This is a genomic window from Legionella nautarum (genome assembly GCF_001467895.1).
Taxonomy (GTDB): domain Bacteria; phylum Pseudomonadota; class Gammaproteobacteria; order Legionellales; family Legionellaceae; genus Tatlockia; species Tatlockia nautarum.
The window spans coordinates 1,098,019-1,116,548 of record NZ_LNYO01000013.1; the positions used below are offsets into that span (position 1 = coordinate 1,098,019).

Genomic DNA, 18,530 nt, shown 5'->3' on the forward strand with positions numbered 1-18,530 from the left:
ATCCAGAGTATCTTAACTCTTGTCTTCACCTAGCCCTGAATCAAAATACAAGGATTCGCGGTTGACCTGACTTTGCTCAGGATCAAAGTGGTATTCAGGCAGTGATTGAATCAACTCATTCACACGTAAAATAAATTTATGAAAATCTGCACGCCATTGACGTACTTTAATTCCCATTTCATCCGTTTGTTGAATAAAATTTTCGAGAGAAGAGTCAATTTCAGCAGAAAATTCAGACAGTTTACCCATTTCTTCCACAAAAATTTGCTTGATATCCTTAGACATCTTTTCGCCAATGATTTTTTCAACTCGCAGCCAGATATTGCTTTTCAAATCCATTTTCTTTTCTTGTGAAGAATCCCATTGGATAAGCAAGGCATTAAGTACCTGAGTAATGAGCTCAATATTTTTTTCCATTCCATGCGCAGTTAATTCAGCAGTAATTTTTCTCGCTGCATCACTTAGTTTTTTCCGCCAGTCGGCAGCATATTGGATAAGGCTATGCTGAGATGTAGAAATTAATTTACTCTGATCGATTTCGCATTGATGAAAACTCTCTCCCATACTGACTAAGCTTCTTCGTTCATTTTCTAAATCTTCACGAGTAAATCCGCCTGGAGCTCCTTCTGGTTTACCACTTTCGCCTGACATTAAATAATCAATAAATATTTTTTGCACATAAACTTGATAATCATTTGCCTGCTGCAAGATGATGCCATTAAACACATTTTTTAATGGAACTTTTAACAAACGATGATAAAAAGAATTGGGATTTTTGATTGTTTCGATGAGTTCTTCGGGCTGCAAGCGAATTTTATAACGCTCTAATATTCGTTCGACGGTGATTAAGCCATAAGTTGACAGCCAGATAGATAACTCATTTTCTGTTGCTTCTTTCATTACTCATCCAATTTGATTTTTTATAGTCTGTGAGATATAAGGCACTATTTTATAGATAGTATAGTGTAATACCTAATGCTAAGCTTAGACTCGAATGATTTGCAAATATTAATTGATTTTCTTCGCATACCAACCCCTGAAGCCTGGTTAAATGCTGCGGTAGCGAATATCCCCACTCTGCTGATTGATCATGCACATTGCGAACGAAAAGCGGCTGCAACAGCAGTTAATTTTATTTCGAAATACCCCGAAAAGCCTGAGCTCGTTGAGGTGATGTCTCCTCTGGCACGAGAAGAATTATTGCATTTTGAAAAAGTAAATGCCCTGATGCTAAGTCGTAATATTCACTTTGGCCCCTTGCCTCCTTCTGATTACGCGCAAAAAATTCATCGTCTTGTCACTAAAGGGGGTTGCAAAGAACGGTTAAGCGATCAATTAATTGTTGGTGCCATTATAGAAGCTCGTTCCTGCGAACGCTTTAATGCCCTGGTTCCGCGACTTAATGATAGCCTTTTGAGTAAATTTTATGCCTCTTTAGTGAAATCAGAAGCGCGCCATTTTCAAGATTATCTGCGACTGGCGAAACTTTATGGTGGTGATATTGATCAACGCGTGGATCTTTTTCTAAGAACGGAAAATGAATTGATTAATTCGATTGATACAGTCTTTCGTTTTCATAGTGGAATACCGTCATAGCTCAACTGCATAGGTACTATCCTGAGCCTGTGGGTATCAAGGAATCTCCGTGACTTGTTACCATTTGGAGATCCCTCGATACGTGGGTATGAGGTATTGAAGACAATTAGGGAGAAGGAGAAGTTGAAGGACCGCTATAATTGGCGCTCATCCCCAGTCTATTAGTAAGGAACTTTTCGAGACTGGTATCAGGGTCGTCGTTTAACTCTTTAAATTTTTCTGCTGTCATCTTAGCGCCAGACGCATCTTGCAGCCCCATGCTACCTCTTTTTTGTTCATAACCATGAACTTTTGCCCAATCAAGTACACCCTCTTTAAAACATGCATTAATTTTCGCACCGCTTGGATCAGGAGCAATAGATTTATCATCTTTAGTAACCAGGGTGTCGATATTGCCATTATTGATTGCAACGCTAAATCTTATTTTGGGTAATTTGTCATTTGTTACAAGCTTACCATCGATCTTATCTGAAGCCCAACCAATGGTTTTATCCCATACCCAATCTCCAGCTTGAGGCAATCCTGCACCAATTTCATCACTATAAGGGACAAAGTTTAGCCATTTAATGGGGTCATAATATAAGGCTCTACCTAATTGCACTGCTGCACCTAATAAGGATTGCATTGCTACTGACCAGTCATTATATCCACTGAATTCTTTCTCGATTAAGTTGCGTGCCGTTCGTTCTACCTTACCAACCTGGAGAGGTCTTTTTTCATCCCCTGTTTTTTTATTGAAAAAGGATTCACCATCCCAATCTAAGGAGTTGTCTTTCGCAGCCTGTGCTTTTGCTGCATCAGCTATGCCCCTGTTTCTAACTCTAATCGCTTGCTTAATCTCACGTTGTTTTTCAATCCATTCTTCTTTTACTTGATCCCTAACACCAAAATCTTTTTTTGCTTCAAGCTCACGTTTTTGCGTCTCTGTTAAAGCCATGCCTTTTGCCCTCTAAATAGTCCAAATGATAAAATTCAAGTTCTCTTGATTTATAATAACACAATAATTTCGGATTCTCATCCCAGTCACTTAGAACATATTGAGTGTATATATTTCCATTATAAGCATGATTTCTTAAGCCAACCTTATGTGTATGTCCATGGATCAGAATCTTTACACTTTTTGCGTCCATGTGTGAAATCATAGGTTGTACAACAACATCCATTTCTGCCATCGTTTTGCTACGATTAGTTTGACTTCGCTGCCTTACTTTGGCCACCATTTTGTTCCGCAACTTGAAAGGTATTCGTAAAAACACCTTATTAAACCAGCGATTTCTGGTGATTCGTCTAAACCATTGATGACCTTTATCGTGAGTACAATAGCGATCGCCATGCACCAATAACACTTTAGTAGAACCCAATCTAATTACTGTCGGCTCAGGAAGGATGATCATACCGGCGGATTTAGCAAAAGCCGGACCTAATAGAAAGTCACGATTGCCATGCATGTAATAAAGAGAAACCTGTTGCTCTGAGAGCCACTTGAGACGCTCAGCAATTTTCTGGCTCCAAGAGTCATTTCCATCATCACCTGGCCAGGCATGAAAAAAATCACCGAGTATATAGACTGCATGAGTATTTACTGCAGCCCAGTCAATAAAATGATCAAAACGAGCCATAATCAAAGGCTCTTCGGGGTGAAGATGTAAATCAGAAATAAAAACAGCTTCAATAGTTTTTTTTTGTACCATCAACACAAAGGCTCAATATGAATATGTTCATCTTGTAAATAAATTTGACAAGGACCATTATGGGGCTCAATTGCATCACTCAAACGATAAAAACCTGCAATTGATACAAGTTCAGCGTCCAGTGATTGACAAAAAATTCTTGCTTGCTTATCCCCAGAAATACCAGCTAAGGCTCTACCACGCAGCGCGCCATAGACATGGATATTACCATCTGCTAACAACTCCGCACCATGACTGACAGACGCAGTAATCACCAAATCCCCTCCTTTACTAACTACTTGCTGACCGGAGCGAACAGGAGTGGTTAATAGCTTAGATTTTGCTTCTGCAGGAGCTGCTGACTGCTCTTCAATATTGTTTTCGATTAAAATTTTATCTTGTGTGGAAGAAGCATGTAAAACAGCCATTCCTTGACATTGAGCAAGGGTCGCGAGAAGCGGATTTGCGCTTTGAATTGCAACGGGAACCAAACTGTGTTCACGCAGGGATTGACAAAAAGCTTGCAAATCAAATTCAAGGTTGTCTATTGCGCTACAATCTAAGATAATTGGAGTTTTATCGAAAAAACGCGGTGCTTTTAAGATCGTTTCATCCAATTGTTGCGCAAATTGAGCTCTATCCGCGTTCAACAATTGTAAAACAGTAAAAGTATATAATCTTCCTTTCAACTTAAAAGCCTGTGATTTCAATAAATTATCACTCATAACTATGATGTCCATCACCATGATTTTTGTTTATACTAACATGAGGGGACCAATAACAGAAGGATATTGACGTGGATAAAGTGTGGTTGAAATATTATCAAGATGGCGTGCCGCATGAAATTGATATTAATGAGTATTCCTCGCTTGTTTCTTTATTTGAAGATTCTTGTCGCAAATATTCTAAACATGTCGCCTATCTTAATTTAAGTAGCGAATTAACTTATGAAGAGCTTGACAAAAAAAGCCGCGAGTTTGCCACTTATTTACAACAAAATCTCGGTTTTAAAAAAGGTACACGCGTCGCCATTATGATGCCTAATTTACTGCAATACCCCATTGCATTTTTTGGTATTTTGCGAGCTGGTTGTATCGTTGTAAATACCAATCCCCTCTACACGACTGACGAATTTATTCATCAAATGAATGACTCTGGCGCAGAGGCCATTGTTGTTCTTGCCAATTTTGCTAAAACAGTGGAAAAGGGGCTAGTACACACTAAAACAGTCAAACATATTATTGTTACTCAAATCGGTGATATCTTCCCCCTGTTCAAACGGTTAACGGTGAACGCCGTAGTAAAATACATTAAAAAATTGGTTCCTAGTTATGAACTACCGCAAGCGATCCGTTTTAATGATGCATTAAAATTAGGTAAGAATAATCAATTCACTGCAATCAACCTGGATCATAAAGATATCGCTCTTCTTCAATATACGGGTGGGACTACCGGAGTTGCAAAAGGTGCGATTTTAACGCACGGCAATATGGTAGCGAATGTGCTACAAGCATATGCATGGATTTCACCCTTAAAAGTGAACGGGGATGATATCATCGTTACCGCTTTACCGCTTTATCACATCTTCTCGTTAACGGCCAATTGCCTGACTTTCCTTAAAGCAGGTTCAAAAAATATTTTGATTACTAATCCACGTGACATCCCCCATTTTATTGATGAAATCAAAAACACAGGCTTCACCGCCATCACTGGTGTGAACACTTTGTTTAATGCATTGATGAACAGCCCTAAATTTCATGAGATTGATTTTTCAAAATTAAAATGTGCTTTGGCAGGGGGAATGGCTTTACAAAAAAGCGTGTCTCTCAAATGGCGCGAACTAACTAAATTCCGTATCTTGGAAGCTTATGGTTTAACAGAAACCAGCCCGGCTGCAACGATTAACCCAATGTATTTAGATGAATACAACGGCAGTATTGGCTTACCAATCCCTTCCACAACCGTTTCCATTCGTAATGAAGCGGGTACTGAAGTACCAATCGGGGAAGCTGGAGAGCTATGTATTAAAGGCCCTCAGGTAATGACCGGTTATTGGCAGCGTCCTGATGAAACAGCCTTAGTTTTCACAGATGATGGTTTTTTAAAGACTGGGGATATCGCTAAGATTGATGAAAAAGGATTTGTCTATTTGGTCGACCGTAAAAAAGATATGATTGTCGTTTCAGGCTTCAATGTTTACCCTAATGAGGTCGAGCAAGTTATTAGTATGATGTCAGGCGTGCTTGAGGTCGGTGTCGTTGGCATACAAGACGAGGAGTCTGGAGAGCGTGTTAAAGCTTGCATTGTAAAAAGAGACCCAGAACTTACTACTGAACAAGTGATTGCCCACTGCCGAAAACATCTGACCGGTTATAAAATCCCTAAAATTGTTGAGTTTTATAAAGAGTTACCAAAAACTAACGTAGGAAAAATTCTACGCCGTGCGTTAAGAGTGACAGAGGATGAAACAAAAGAAGCGAGTGCGGCTTAATATAGCCCCTCCCTTCTGTCTAGGTTTCGCGACTTGTTCGAGAGGCACAGAGATCTCAATATGAAAAAATCGCCTCAATAGCGCAGACAAGGCGCGGTACGTAGACAGATGAGCACTAAAATTTGCAACAAAACACCGGACAGGTCGCGTGGAACTGGGATGGGATAAGCGCTAATCAGGAATCAATTGCATCATAATCCGAGCGGTAGCCCCCCAAACATAATGCCTACTTGCAATGAACTGATAAGTTCTTAAATTAATACCCGAACGGCTTATTTGGATTTCTCGATAATTTGCTTTTTTAACAACCTCATTAAGCGGTAAAAAAAATACTTCATCAACCTCATTTTCATCGGCTTGATAAGGAGACAACTGATCTACTGAAGCGAGCCAAGGGTGAATAATAAAACCAGTCAGTGTTTGCTCAGGTCGCATTGACTTTTGTAATTGGATTCGTGAGGAAATGATTCCCAATTCTTCTTCTAATTCACGTAAAGCAGTGTCATATAAACTCTTATCCCCTACTTGCCAGCGGCCACCTGGGAAACAAATTTCACCAGGATGAGTGCGCAGTGTTTTAGATCTTTGAGTCAAGACTAGAGTGTCACTTGAAAGCTCATGCAGAACCACAACCGCTGCATTTTGAGGTGTTAAATGTTTATAGTCCATTTATTATCGCTGCAATTTTGGTGAAACATTCCAGGTATTCATCTTCCCAATTAGAATCAATCACTATCCCACCCCCTGCAGCAAGGTGCAAGGTTTCCTGTCGAGCGACTATTGTGCGAATAGCAATATTGCTATCAAAACGGCCATGTCGAGAAAAATAACCAATCGATCCACAATAAAGTCCCCGTGCATAAGCTTCCTGTTCAGCAATGATCCGCATTGCCTCTAGTTTGGGAGCACCAGTGATCGAACCTCCAGGGAAGCATGCAGCAAAGACCTCCAGCATTGATTTATTTTCTAAACAAAGCGCTTCTATATGACTTACTAAATGATGCACTGCTGGATAACTTTCAACGACACACAAATCACGCACCTTTACTGAACCAGGTTCAGCAATTTTGCCTAAGTCATTACGCAATAAATCAACAATCATGACATTTTCCGCGTTATTTTTACTCGACGCTAATAGACGCTTGCGTAACAACTCATCTTCTTGAGGGTTTGATGAACGTTTTTCAGTGCCTTTGATGGGTGAAGTTAAGATTTTTCGATGATCCATCATTAAAAACCGTTCGGGTGAAAAACTAAGTATTTCTGTTTCTGGAAAGCGCAAGAAAGCAGAATAAGGAACAGGATTATTCTTGATGATTTTCTTATACAGACCCCAAACATCGCCTTGATATTTTGCCTTAAAAGCTTGGCTATAGTTCACTTGATAGGAACGCCCACAGCATAAATCCTGATAAATGGCATGAAAGGCATTTCGATAGGCCTCTTTAGCCACTAAAGGCGCAAATTCTTTCGTTAAAATGAAAGAATCTGTCTCACTACTAGAACTTCTTTCCCAAATCGCAAGTACTTCATTAACTAGCTCCGCCGTTTCTGATCTTGTATTTGCCGCAAATAGACTTATTTTCTTTAAGTTGTGATCACTAATAAGGGCCCAATCATATAGACCAAGATGAACGAGCGGCATATTCTTTAATTCAGGTTGTGGAACTGAATTTATCCCCACGAGACTCGTAGCAAAATCATAGGAAAAATAACCAATCGCACCTCCCTGAAAAGGCAAGTCAAGTTGTGAAACAATGGGGGAAATTAGCTCTTGTAACTGATTAAAAATATCAGTTGTACTCGATGCTTCTCCAATCTTAAATTGTTCGTAGGGATAAGCACTGAGAATGTCATAACGCCCCCCCTTTCGATCGCTAGTATGCAATAGAACAAACCCTGGCAAAGGCGCTAATTTCTGGTAGTTTTCGATTAAATTATTGCTGTAATCTAACTCATAAATATTCATTTTGGACATTAATATTCCTAGTTAAACAATTTTTTTTAAAAAACACTTTACGCACCAGGGGAGAAAATTGTACATTTCGAGCTCTTTTTCTCAAAATTATAAAATAACCATGACTAATTGTTACATTAAAGATAATAAATCTCTTAGTTTTCGAGGCTCTCCTTTAGTTTGGGAATACGATGAGGACACAGATACTGCTGTTTGTCTTTTTAAGGTCATTGGCGCTTCTATAAAAACAGATAAAAAAAGCATCATTGCATACCTATCAAAACAAAAAATTGAAGGGCTCGTCATTAATGGGGAAACCGCCACTCTTTCAAATGTAAAAAAGAACTATGCAAAAGAGTTTATGACGATTGTACCTGCACCACAACCATTTATCCCTCAACTTAATCTTACAAAAATGCCATCTCTGTCACCAAAACCCGTACCCGTTTCACGGCAACCAGAGGTACGTCGTTTAACTCGCTCGCAGAATATGCTGCCAAGAAAAGATGTACAAGGTTTTTTTCCTGCATCACCTGAAAAGGAAGAAGTGAAACCCATAGAACCGCCAAGAGATTCATCGCCACAATCTATTACTCAATCAACTTCTGTGACGACGCAAACAAGTCAGACAAGCTCTTCTGATAAAATATCACCTGAAAATGAACCTACAGGATTAAAGTTTGAGGCAGTGCTTCCACCAGACGCTCCAGGGGATTTGAGAAAGTATCTAATTGAAGAAAAGACTACTGCAAAAGTTCGTGTTGCTGATGAATACGTTATTAAAGAAAGCGCTAGTTATTTTAGGAATAAAGATGAAAGAGAGGCTCAAAAAACCACTGTTTTTGAATCAGTAGCAACAATTCAGAAAGCTAACGTAACCGAATGTAATAAGGGATTACATGTTATCAGAGAACTCCAGCTAGAAACATTTAAAAAATTATTTAATCACGTGCTGGCACCCTTATATTCGAAAAAAAAGGCACCTCAAAAATTAATTCAGTTTTTTCAGGCAGCGATGAAAAATGCAATATTTAACACGTTTGAAGGTGAAACATCACCTAATGAATCTGTAAATATCGGACTTACTTATCTAGAAAAATCAAAAGAAGAGATCGAAGGGAAATCTCAAGACCTTGCTAAAGAAATGCTCCATCAAGCAATTTTTGCAAGGGCAAGAGTGCATCTAAGAGCTTTCCGATTTTTCATAACCAACGACATTAAAAGTGATGCATTAACAGGAGATGAAAGCATTCAGGCTGAATTAAATGCTTTAAAATTAGCTTTAAAAGAACGAAGGGAATTATTCGCTGAAGCCTGTGCATTATTAGAAGAGCAAACTGAATTAACAGGAAAATCAGGCCGACTTGCTACCAAACATGATCTTATTAGGTGGGAAATTGAGACATTGGTGAATGAAAAAAAGGATCTTCCTCTTAAATTCTTATTAGACAAATATAAAGAATTTGACATGATTGAGGTTTCTATTTTTGAAGAGGCAAAAAAAAGAACACCTCTGTGCGAAAAACAACATGAAAATCTCGTTGTAGATGGATATTCATGTTTTCAATTTATCAAAAACTTTCTTGTAGAAAGATTTAGCGAGAAAAAAGAGTCTAAAAAAAGAGAACTTAAGAAAAACGAGCATATTGAATCAATTACAGATCAAATTATTGCAAATACTATTGGCTTAATTCAAAGTAATTTCCATGCCCTCCATCATATTGATCCCCGGGTCCCAATTATATATCCCTACAAAAACAAAGACTTTTATTTTTCCCTAAGCACGCTCGCACAACTTAAAGAAGAACTTTCTCAACTAGAATCCAAGCTAGAACAAAAAGAATATGACAAACCGAAACATGAAGAAGAATTAGTTGAGATTTGCACGAGTTGGCTTTTTGGCTTTATTGAGGGACTATTACAATCTAAAGTAAAAATAGAATCGAGTGCATTAGACCATGCCAGCAAAGAAGGTAGAGCCCCAACGCCTAGACGAAATCGCTCAAGCTCAGAGTCTAAAAATAAAGACAATGTCATCCTTTCTCCAAGAAATGTTATTGGTGGCTTATTCAGAAGCAAATCTGACCGAGACACCAAATCTACATCTACATCTGAAGAAGACACACACCGCCCCAAAACACCTAGGAATTTATCTTCAGGTGCCAAGCTTGACTCTGAAGTTAGCGCAGAAAAAAACGGAGCCGCTACGCTAAATCCCTGATAGGATTTTGATGCATGCAACCAGAAAGATTCCATCCTGGTTGCATGCTAGCAACGGAGAATTGGCTTTAGTCCCTAGTTTTTACAAAAAAATCTGAGTATTCTATTGGCCACGCGTTGTTAATAAAGGAGACCGACCGTGGCTATAGTCGCCCGATTTGAAATACCCTTTAGCCAAGTGCTTAATGAAAAGGGGGAAATTTGTGACGCTTTACCTGATTTTACTAATAATGCTGATATGTTGAAGGACCTCTATCGCGTAATGGTGCGTACTAGAATGTTCGATAAAAAAGCAATTGCCCTGCAACGAACTGGTAAAATGGGTACCTATGCGCCAATTAATGGTCAGGAAGCAATCTCCACAGCGATTGGCCATGCAATGCGACCGGAAGATGTATTTATCCCTTATTATCGTGATTATGCCGCTCAGTTCCAGCGTGGTGTAAAAATGTCTGAGATCTTAAGCTACTGGGGTGGTGATGAGCGCGGCAGTCGATTTGAACACAATACCGAAGATTTGCCTATTTCGGTACCTATTGCCTCTCAATGCCTGCATGCTGCCGGTGTTGCCTTTGCTTTTAAATATCGTAATGAGCCCCGTGTTGCTGTAGTTTGCCTGGGTGAAGGCGGTACTTCTGAGGGTGATTTTTATGAAGCAATGAATGTCGCTGGTATTTGGAATTTACCCGTAGTTTTTGTCGTCAATAATAACCGGTGGGCTATCTCGGTTCCGCTTTCCAAGCAAACAGCGACCCAAACGGTTGCTCAAAAAGCGATAGCTGCAGGTTTTTCGGGTATTCAAATTGATGGCAATGATGTTTTGGTTTGCCGAAAAGTGATCGGTGAAGCTATCGAAAAAGCCCGTCGTGGCGAAGGACCTACCCTGGTTGAGGCATTGACTTATCGGCTCTGTGATCATACAACCGCCGATGATGCCACTCGTTATCAACCACCCAGTGAAGTCGAAGAAGCCAAATTAAAAGAACCAATTACTCGGTTTAAGCATTTTTTAGAACAACAAAAAATATGGGATAAAACGCAAGAAGATCAATTAACGAAGGAAAGCAACGAAGCAGTTCAGCAAGCCGTGGATGACTATCTCAGTCAAGAAAAGCAGCCGATTAGCAGTATTTTTGATTATCATTTTGCTGAGCTACCTTCTTATTTAATTGAGCAACGCGCTATCGCCATGGAGGAAGCGACTCATGCCTGATATAACCTTAGTTGAAGCAGTAACCCAAGCTTTAGCTTATGAATTAGCTAACGATGAAAATGTAGTCGTTTTCGGTGAAGATGTCGGTAAAAACGGAGGGGTATTTCGCGCAACGGTAGGCTTGCAAGACCGTTTTGGTGAACGTCGTGTTTTTGATTCCCCTCTTGCTGAATCAATGATTGGCGGTCTAGCGATTGGGATGTCATTGCAAGGTTTAAGACCCGTCGCAGAATTCCAGTTTATGGGCTTCATCTACCCTGCCATGAATCAAATTATTGCTCATGCAGCAAGAATGAGAAACCGTACTCGTGGCCGTTTACATTGTCCTATTGTATTCCGTGCACCTTTTGGTGGTGGTATTAGAGCGCCAGAACACCATTCAGAAAGCACCGAAGCCTTATTTGCACATATTCCTGGTTTGCAGGTGGTTATTCCCTCCTCGCCCAAAAGAGCCTATGGCTTACTTCTCGCTGCAATAAGAAATCCAGATCCCGTTATTTTTCTTGAGCCCAAGCGAATCTACCGTTTAGTCAAGCAACCCGTTGAAGACAATGGCGAGGCACTGCCACTTGGCAAATGCTTCACTCTACGAGAAGGTGATGATGTGACCTTAATTAGCTGGGGAGCTAGCATGCATGAAACCATGCAAGCGGCGAAACAACTTGATGCTGAAGGGATCTCCTGTGAAGTCATTGATATCGCGACAATTAAACCCTTAGACATCGAAACAATCTTAGCCTCTGTTGAAAAAACTGGACGTTGTGTCATTGTGCATGAAGGAGCAAAAACAGGTGGCGTTGGTGCCGAAATTTCGGCGCAAATCATGGAATATGCTCTCAGCGATTTATTAGCTCCAGTACAACGCGTGACTGGATATGATGTAGTCATGCCCTATTTTCAGCTAGAAAAACACTACATACCCAGTGTTTCCCGAATAAAAGACAGTGTCATGAGCATAATGGAGTAATAATGAATATTTTTAATCTACCTGATTTGGGCGAAGGTTTGCCGGATGCAGAAATTCATGAATGGTTTGTTAAAGAAGGCGATATGGTAACGCTTGATCAGCCCCTGGTATCCATGGAAACAGCCAAAGCAGTAGTCGATGTACCCTGCCCGCAAAATGGAAAAATTACCAAACTTTTTGGTAATCCTGGTGATGTGATAAAAACAGGTGAACCTTTAGTGGGCTTTGAAGCAGCCGAAACACCCAGAGTTGATAAGGGAACCGTCGTTGGTAACCTTGAAGAAAGCACTGATATTAGTCCCGATCATTTTATTATTGGCTCCACTCGTGCAGACTCTAAACGAATTAAAACAACCCCGGCCGTGCGTTTACTAGCAAAGAAATTGGGAGTTGAACTTCATTTAATTAAAGGTAGTGGTGAGCATGGCCTCATTACTCGCGATGATGTGCAAACTGCCGCAACTAAAAAGGCAGAGTTACCTGAAGGTTATGAACCCCTACGCGGCGTGCGCCGTGCCATGCTCCATAGTATGGTGCAATCACATCATGAAATTGTGCCAGTTAGTATTTTTGATGAAGCTGATATTGAAAGTTGGCAAACAGGAACTGACATCACAGTACGCTTAATCCGCGCTATCGTTCATGCTTGTAAAATAGAACCCGCGCTGAATGCATGGTTTGATACGACACACAGCGCAAGAAAATGCTTCAATGAAGTCAATTTGGGTATCGCAATGGATAACACAGAGGGATTGTTCGTCCCTGTGATTCATGATGCAGAGAAATGTACTGATGAGCAATTACGCATAATAATTAACAATTATAAACAGGAAGTAACAGAACGTGCTATCGCTCCTGAAAAATTGAAAGGAGCAACAATTAGCTTATCTAATTTCGGTAAATTTGCAGGCCGTTTTGCAAGTCCTATTATCGTTCCTCCAATGGTTGCAATTCTTGCAGTTGGTCGGTTATATCAAGCTGCAGTGGCTAGCAATGGTAAGGTTGAGATTCATCGTATGTTACCCCTGTCCTTAAGTTTTGATCATCGCGCTGTCACAGGTGGTGAAGCGACACGATTCTTAGGTGCGGTTATGGAATCATTAGCATAGATTGGGCCTTGACCCAATGGTGCTGCCTTAAGGATAAAAACCCCTTCCGTCTAGCTACCGCGGCTTGTTCGGAGTTGTTGGTTGAACCCTCTCCCTACGTCTCGCGACTTGTTCGCGGGATCCAGAGATCTAGGTATGAAATGAGATCGCTGGATAACGCGGACAAGCCGCAGTAGGTAGGGATGAGAGTAGAGTTTGTAATAACGCCAGACTAGACGCGGGACGTAGGTATGAGGTAAATTGTAGAGTGGTCGAGCCAAGACCCACCTAAGCTGCCGACGCAGCCATATTTTTAGAAACAACCTCTTCGATATTATCTACACACTCTAAACCATCCGTTCTACAGAAAAAAGCTGACTTTCCAGTTATTAATTCAGTAACTATTTGTTTGACAGGAATGGCTATACCAAAACTAAGAATGGCAAGGGCGGCAAGACCTATATTGGCGACCAAAGGAAACCATGAAGTGTGCTGGCTCATTACCTCATCTTTGCTATGGATATGGCATCTGAAATCAGCGTAAAAATCTAAGAAAAACTGCCTTTTTTCTAAGGGAAGCTCTACTTTATTGAATTCATCTTTATTTTCAATAATAAAGCGATCCGCTTTCGCCTGCAGAGCAGTTGCTAAATTCTTAGCAACTTTACCCTGATCTTCAAAGCTATTTAAGATAGTATCGCCAAAATGGTTTAAATTGCTTATTTCCTCATAAAGCTTATTCATTAGTTCAGTTAATTCAGGGTTATTAATCTCGTGTAAGTAGGCAAGCGCGAGCTCGTGATTAACAACAGCTATAGTATCAAATTTAGATTCATAATCTGGAGGGATTGTTCTATCGAACTCATTCAGTTCAACTAAAAAGCGATTAAGAATTGAACGTAATTTAAACCCTTCAAATGATTCTTTTCTATCTTGTATAAGAGTAATGATTGCCTTGCTATCACCCGATTTTGCGTAATTATCTAGCTCAAAATTAAGTGTTTCAATAAATGATTCACGCATTTGTGCATCTTGAGAAAATAAACGATCTTTAAAGCTTTTGCGATTAACTGCATAGCGGGCTAATTCTTCCTTAGATTCTATAGTAAAAGAGACTCTTGTTTCGATACGCTTAGCTAAGTCAGAATGAATGCAATTTTTGCTAGCCATTTGCAAAGTTAATTCTTCATAGCCCATTAAAATTTTCGTTATTTGAGTGGCTGGAGCTAAGTCTCCTAAAGAACTTTTTAATAGTTCTAACTGGACAATAGGAATAGTTTTCAAATAACTATCTATTTCGCTTAGAGTGGCAGAATTAAGCTCCCAACTCGCTTGAGTTTCGTCAAATTTTAACTGTGCTTTCGCTTTATTTTGCTTAAGTTCCAATAAAATTTCTTTAAGCAGGGAGTTAATTGCTTCTAAACACTGTGAATATCGATCTTGGCAATCTCGATCTAATTGCTTAAGTTCTCCAATTGTACTTTGGATTTCTGTTTTCAACTGTGCATCAGCAAGTTGTTGCAGGTCGGTTTCTATCAATCGAATTTTCGGTAATGAAGCACCAACACTTTGTACTAAATTAACCGATAAATTTAGCCAATTATTCAATCGTAATAATCGATTAGCCTGCGTTGGAATTTCCTCTGTAATTTTAGTTTTTTCCAAAGAAATTGCTTCGAGTCCTTCTTTGCCTTTCGCTATTTGCTCTTTCAAATCATTGAATTTCTTATGGCAGAGGTCTGCGATAAATCGATCTATTTTGTGTTTGGAATCGCTAGCTAATTCTTTAATTTTACTAAAGTTATTTTGGTAAGCCGCAGTATCGGCTAAGTCAAGGGCTTCAACTTCCGCATATTTGGATAATTCTTCTAGCTGCTGTAGCTTTAGTCCCACGGAATTAATTCCCTCAATTAATGGATCTTGAATGAGATTAAGCCCTTCTACGTCTAAATCAGAAGCTCGATTTACCAAATCAGCAATTTCTTTACTTAGTTCCTGGTGCCCATTTAGCAACTGAATAATTTTATCGAGGATGTTTATATCTTTAGTTAAAGCATCTACTTCTTCCTTGCATTTAATTAGCTTTCTATTTATGAATTCAATTTCACTTGTAAGCTCGCTTTTATTTTTCTCAGACTGCTCATGTTTTTCTATTATTTTTTCTACATTTTGGACATAAATTTCCATAACTTTTATTAAATTCAATAAGTTTAGAAGCTCTTTCTTTTTTTCTTGGAAAGCAAGCAGTTTGGGTCGATCGGTTTTTTGTATTTCGCAGGTTTGGATATGAGAAGCCAGCATTAGCAAAAGAGTGTTTGTATCCTCAATAACAGCCAGCTCATTTCCCTTTCTACTCCGATGTCCAGCCCAACGCTCTTTTGTATGATATTTACTTTGCATTAGGTCTAATAAAAAATCGAATCCCTTTCCGTCTTTCCGGTTAAATATCATATTAATTTTTTTATCCAAAGTACTAAATTTAATTTTTCCTTTAGTATTATAAATGAACTCTTTAGCTGTGATTAATGCAGCCAGTTTATCATTACTGAACCGCTCATCCTCTAATTCTTCAAGCTGCTGCTTTGTCTCGATCATCAATGCATTTAAGTAAGCAAAAGCCTCTTTAATCCCTTGAGGAGTAACTAACTTATCATGACTTAAAATTGTCTCAGGATCTTTGTCAGCAAAAAGTTTAAGCGTTTCCATTAGCTCTATGCATTTCGTTGTACATTTAATTTGTTGACCACTTAAGTCGAGCTGTGCACTAGTTAATTCAGCTTTGATTTCTAGCTGTAATTTCACTAATTCTTCTTTTCGATTTTCTTTTACTAACAGAATATCACTCTGATTTTTTAATGTTTTCGTTAGTGCTGCTAGCTCGGTGATTTTACTTTCTTTTAGTTCGACGATTAGAGCTGGATCAGCGGATTTCATTATCTCATGCAGCTCTTTCGCTGCTTTGGCTTTGTTATATTGAACATCCAAAGCTTTCTGTCGTGACTCTAGTGCTGCAATTTTATTTTGCATCAAAATATAGATTTGCTCGATTTTATTTTTACTTGACTGGTAGCTAATCTGAATCTTTGCGGCCGTTGTTGGTTCAATTTTAAATAACAGTTCAGATGCTAATGCTGTCTTAGCAATCGATGCATGCATTTGTTCTTCTAGCATTCGTACTGAATTCAAATAATCTCGTGCCTTTGCTAAACTCTCAAATACAAAGGCGAGTTGTTCAGCAATTGTCTTAAGTTTTGTATCAGTTCCAAATTTATCAAAATTGTCTTCAAAAACACTCAATAAATGGGATGCCCATTCAATATAATCACTGAAGCTCTTATCAAACTGTTTATTATTAGCCTCGTGAAAACTCAGCACTTCATGCTGCCAAGACTGCGCTTCTTGCTTCTGTTTATTAATAAGCTCTTTTCTGTTTTCTTCTAAAGAATTTAAAAGCTGCTTTATTTCTCTATACTTCGCTGGCTCCATACTCAAGGCAATTTTAATTGGCATAACGACAAATTGACCAAACTGGTTTCTAGCAACAATAGTCTCAGGTAGTTGCTCTGCAATATAGGAGGTATCCACACCGGTTTTTGCACTTTGCTGCAAATCGAGGTTTAATTCTATATGGGAGCTAAATAAGGTTGCCACATTTTGCAACTCATAGTCTTGATTTCGTTGTAGTAATTCTGCTAATTCTTTGATGCTTTCATCAAGAACTTTAGTTTGTTTTTCCAGCACGTCTACTTTTTTATCAGATCTGCTTAGTTTTTTAAAAAAAACGTTAAACTCTTCAAACGATTCTTCAAGTTGAATCGCCTTTGCTATAGCTCTCTCAGCGCTCTCCTTTTCTTTTTTTGTAAACTCTTGCAGCAATTCTGCTTTTGTAATTTCGCTTTTAACATGGGCCGTTTCAGCATAGTTCCGAAAATAATCATCTAAGGCTTTCGACAAGATGGATTTAACCCCGACCATGACTCCCCTAAATACTTCATCAAGGGAAAAAAATATTTTCGCTTCATTACTATCCGTAACCTCGTAACAAAATTCTGAAGCACTTCCAGCAATTGAGTCCTCTGAAGCCTGTCCTTCTATCAGGACAGGTGCGGGTTGGGGAGTATGCTTAACAGTTACTTTGAGATAAGCAAAACGCTCCGGAATCACCGATGCTGCTAGACTATTTTTTATATCAATGTTAAATGCTTTGGGATTTAAAAAAGGTACAACCGCTTTTAACTCAGCAGGCAACTGCTCAAGCAAATCCATTATCTCAATGATAAGCGTATACATTGAGGGGTGGCTGATAATAAGGTCTTTATAGTAAAACTTTTTATATAAGGCTGAATTAATTTCATCAGCTATTTCATTAGCTAATACTGTGGAATCAAATGCACTATCATTTTCTATATAAAACCCATCAATCGCTCGATCAACAGTGAGAAAATATTGCTCTAAATTACAACCAGGAATCTGCTTGGCTTCTTCATAATTTTGCTTCTTTAATTTGGCTTTTAAATTTTCTTTAAAACTAGATATATTCGATGGATCAAACTGTTTAACTTCACAACTTTCAATGAGCTGGGGTAATTTTTTTTGAACTAGCTTATAAAAAACATACGCAGGCGTATCGAATCCTTGGGCATCATGCAGCTGAATGTAGAAGCCTATTGCATTCTTACAGAAGGGAAGAAAAGAAAATCCACTAGGTTCTTTCCCTTCATTGTAATACTTCAGCAGATTTTGGCTTTTATCAAATAGCTCCTTTAGTTCTTCAAGCCTTTGAGTTGCGTAGGATTTATGTATTGTAGGCTGCTCTTTCTTTTTTTCATTTTCAACAATTAGGGCATTTAAACTATCGTGGATGTGGTTTAAGAGCTGCCCAAGTGGGCTTGCGGCTAAAGTAGTAAAGTTTTCATCTATAACCGGTTTTGAAAGTTTTTTCCTGCCCATACCAACTCGTCTATGCGTCTAGAAATGGGCCTACCATACATTAGAAACCTTAAGCCAACCTTAAGAAATCCGGCTTTATGAAATTATTAATTTGTGCTGGATAAATTTTTAAAAGAGGGACTTTTCTATGAAATTATGTAAAATATAACAAATTGATTTTCAATGGATTAATTGTAAACTTTCTAAAATCAAGTATTTTTTAATCCCGCGATACTGAGTTTATATATCACGGACAAGTAACATAGCAATACTTATTTATCTGGCTGATTGCGTCTTTGATCTCATGGTCTTTTTTATTGATAATGTTTTATTCTATGTACGTGAAAAAATTTAATATCCGTAAATTTTTTGGTTTATATTTTGTTTTTGTTAGTATTG

At 38.8% G+C, this 18,530-nt stretch carries 13 protein-coding genes; 6 read left to right on the forward strand and 7 right to left on the reverse strand.

Annotated elements, in window-relative coordinates:
* Positions 1-12: 12 nt before the first annotated feature.
* A complete protein-coding gene (locus tag Lnau_RS08285) occupies positions 13-900 on the reverse strand; it encodes a hypothetical protein (RefSeq protein ID WP_058504644.1) in 888 nt (295 codons plus the stop codon).
* Positions 901-975: 75 nt separating this feature from the next.
* Between Lnau_RS08285 and Lnau_RS08290 the strand changes: the two genes are divergently transcribed.
* A complete protein-coding gene (locus tag Lnau_RS08290; RefSeq protein WP_058504645.1) occupies positions 976-1,596 on the forward strand; it encodes a MiaE family protein in 621 nt (206 codons plus the stop codon).
* A 106-nt stretch (positions 1,597-1,702) separates the two neighbouring features.
* Here Lnau_RS08290 and Lnau_RS08295 read toward each other — a convergent pair whose 3' ends face one another.
* From Lnau_RS08295 to minC, 3 genes are read right to left on the reverse strand one after another with little or no spacing between them, the layout of a single operon-like run.
* Positions 1,703-2,533: a hypothetical protein gene (locus Lnau_RS08295; RefSeq protein ID WP_058504646.1), complete on the reverse strand. Its 831-nt coding sequence runs from the start codon at positions 2,531-2,533 to the stop codon at positions 1,703-1,705.
* The gene (locus Lnau_RS08300) at positions 2,505-3,287 is read right to left on the reverse strand and encodes a UDP-2,3-diacylglucosamine diphosphatase (RefSeq protein WP_058504647.1); all 783 of its coding nucleotides are present in this window, start codon (positions 3,285-3,287) and stop codon (positions 2,505-2,507) included. The genes Lnau_RS08295 and Lnau_RS08300 overlap by 29 nt, the downstream gene beginning before the upstream one ends.
* On the reverse strand, positions 3,287-3,991 hold the full coding sequence (minC, locus tag Lnau_RS08305) for a septum site-determining protein MinC (protein ID WP_058504648.1): 705 nt from the start codon (positions 3,989-3,991) through the stop codon (positions 3,287-3,289). Before minC ends, Lnau_RS08300 begins: the two co-directional genes overlap by 1 nt.
* Before the next feature lie 71 nt (positions 3,992-4,062).
* Here minC and Lnau_RS08310 point away from each other — a divergent pair, with 71 nt between their 5' ends.
* Positions 4,063-5,757 (forward strand): AMP-binding protein, encoded by a 1,695-nt coding sequence (locus tag Lnau_RS08310; protein ID WP_058504649.1) that lies wholly within the window; start codon positions 4,063-4,065, stop codon positions 5,755-5,757.
* A gap of 171 nt (positions 5,758-5,928) precedes the next feature.
* Here the strand turns inward: Lnau_RS08310 and Lnau_RS08315 are convergent, their stop codons facing one another.
* The gene (locus Lnau_RS08315; protein ID WP_058504650.1) at positions 5,929-6,426 is read right to left on the reverse strand and encodes an NUDIX hydrolase; all 498 of its coding nucleotides are present in this window, start codon (positions 6,424-6,426) and stop codon (positions 5,929-5,931) included.
* A complete protein-coding gene (gene pabB, locus Lnau_RS08320) occupies positions 6,416-7,735 on the reverse strand; it encodes an aminodeoxychorismate synthase component I (protein WP_058504651.1) in 1,320 nt (439 codons plus the stop codon). Before pabB ends, Lnau_RS08315 begins: the two co-directional genes overlap by 11 nt.
* 100 nt (positions 7,736-7,835) lie before the next feature.
* Between pabB and Lnau_RS08325 the strand changes: the two genes are divergently transcribed.
* The 4 genes from Lnau_RS08325 to Lnau_RS08340 all read left to right on the forward strand — a co-directional run bounded on the left by Lnau_RS08325 (position 7,836) and on the right by Lnau_RS08340 (position 13,223).
* Entirely contained in the window at positions 7,836-9,935 is a 2,100-nt protein-coding gene (locus Lnau_RS08325) for a hypothetical protein (protein WP_157070641.1), read from the forward strand.
* Positions 9,936-10,073: 138 nt separating this feature from the next.
* The gene (gene pdhA, locus Lnau_RS08330; RefSeq protein WP_058504653.1) at positions 10,074-11,147 is read left to right on the forward strand and encodes a pyruvate dehydrogenase (acetyl-transferring) E1 component subunit alpha; all 1,074 of its coding nucleotides are present in this window, start codon (positions 10,074-10,076) and stop codon (positions 11,145-11,147) included.
* The gene (locus Lnau_RS08335; protein WP_058504654.1) at positions 11,140-12,114 is read left to right on the forward strand and encodes an alpha-ketoacid dehydrogenase subunit beta; all 975 of its coding nucleotides are present in this window, start codon (positions 11,140-11,142) and stop codon (positions 12,112-12,114) included. The genes pdhA and Lnau_RS08335 overlap by 8 nt, the downstream gene beginning before the upstream one ends.
* A gap of 2 nt (positions 12,115-12,116) precedes the next feature.
* Positions 12,117-13,223, forward strand: coding sequence for a dihydrolipoamide acetyltransferase family protein (locus tag Lnau_RS08340; RefSeq protein WP_058504655.1), 1,107 nt, complete (start codon positions 12,117-12,119; stop codon positions 13,221-13,223).
* A gap of 267 nt (positions 13,224-13,490) precedes the next feature.
* Here the strand turns inward: Lnau_RS08340 and Lnau_RS08345 are convergent, their stop codons facing one another.
* Positions 13,491-18,152 carry a synaptonemal complex protein 1 gene (locus Lnau_RS08345; RefSeq protein ID WP_058504656.1) on the reverse strand — a complete coding sequence of 1,554 codons (4,662 nt, stop codon included), beginning with the start codon at positions 18,150-18,152 and terminating at the stop codon, positions 13,491-13,493.
* Positions 18,153-18,530 lie beyond the last annotated feature (378 nt).

Bases quoted from the DNA above. Each gene is read 5' to 3' on its own strand.
- minC (WP_058504648.1), bottom strand. From the start codon at position 3,991: ATGAGTGATAATTTATTGAAATCACAGGCTTTTAAGTTGAAAGGAAGA.
- Lnau_RS08315 (WP_058504650.1), bottom strand. From the start codon at position 6,426: ATGGACTATAAACATTTAACACCTCAAAATGCAGCGGTTGTGGTTCTG.
- pabB (WP_058504651.1), bottom strand. From the start codon at position 7,735: ATGTCCAAAATGAATATTTATGAGTTAGATTACAGCAATAATTTAATC.
- Lnau_RS08285 (WP_058504644.1), bottom strand. From the start codon at position 900: ATGAAAGAAGCAACAGAAAATGAGTTATCTATCTGGCTGTCAACTTAT.
- Lnau_RS08290 (WP_058504645.1), top strand. From the start codon at position 976: ATGCTAAGCTTAGACTCGAATGATTTGCAAATATTAATTGATTTTCTT.
- Lnau_RS08300 (WP_058504647.1), bottom strand. From the start codon at position 3,287: ATGGTACAAAAAAAAACTATTGAAGCTGTTTTTATTTCTGATTTACAT.
- Lnau_RS08335 (WP_058504654.1), top strand. From the start codon at position 11,140: ATGCCTGATATAACCTTAGTTGAAGCAGTAACCCAAGCTTTAGCTTAT.
- Lnau_RS08340 (WP_058504655.1), top strand. From the start codon at position 12,117: ATGAATATTTTTAATCTACCTGATTTGGGCGAAGGTTTGCCGGATGCA.
- Lnau_RS08345 (WP_058504656.1), bottom strand. From the start codon at position 18,152: ATGGGCAGGAAAAAACTTTCAAAACCGGTTATAGATGAAAACTTTACT.
- Lnau_RS08325 (WP_157070641.1), top strand. From the start codon at position 7,836: ATGACTAATTGTTACATTAAAGATAATAAATCTCTTAGTTTTCGAGGC.
- Lnau_RS08295 (WP_058504646.1), bottom strand. From the start codon at position 2,533: ATGGCTTTAACAGAGACGCAAAAACGTGAGCTTGAAGCAAAAAAAGAT.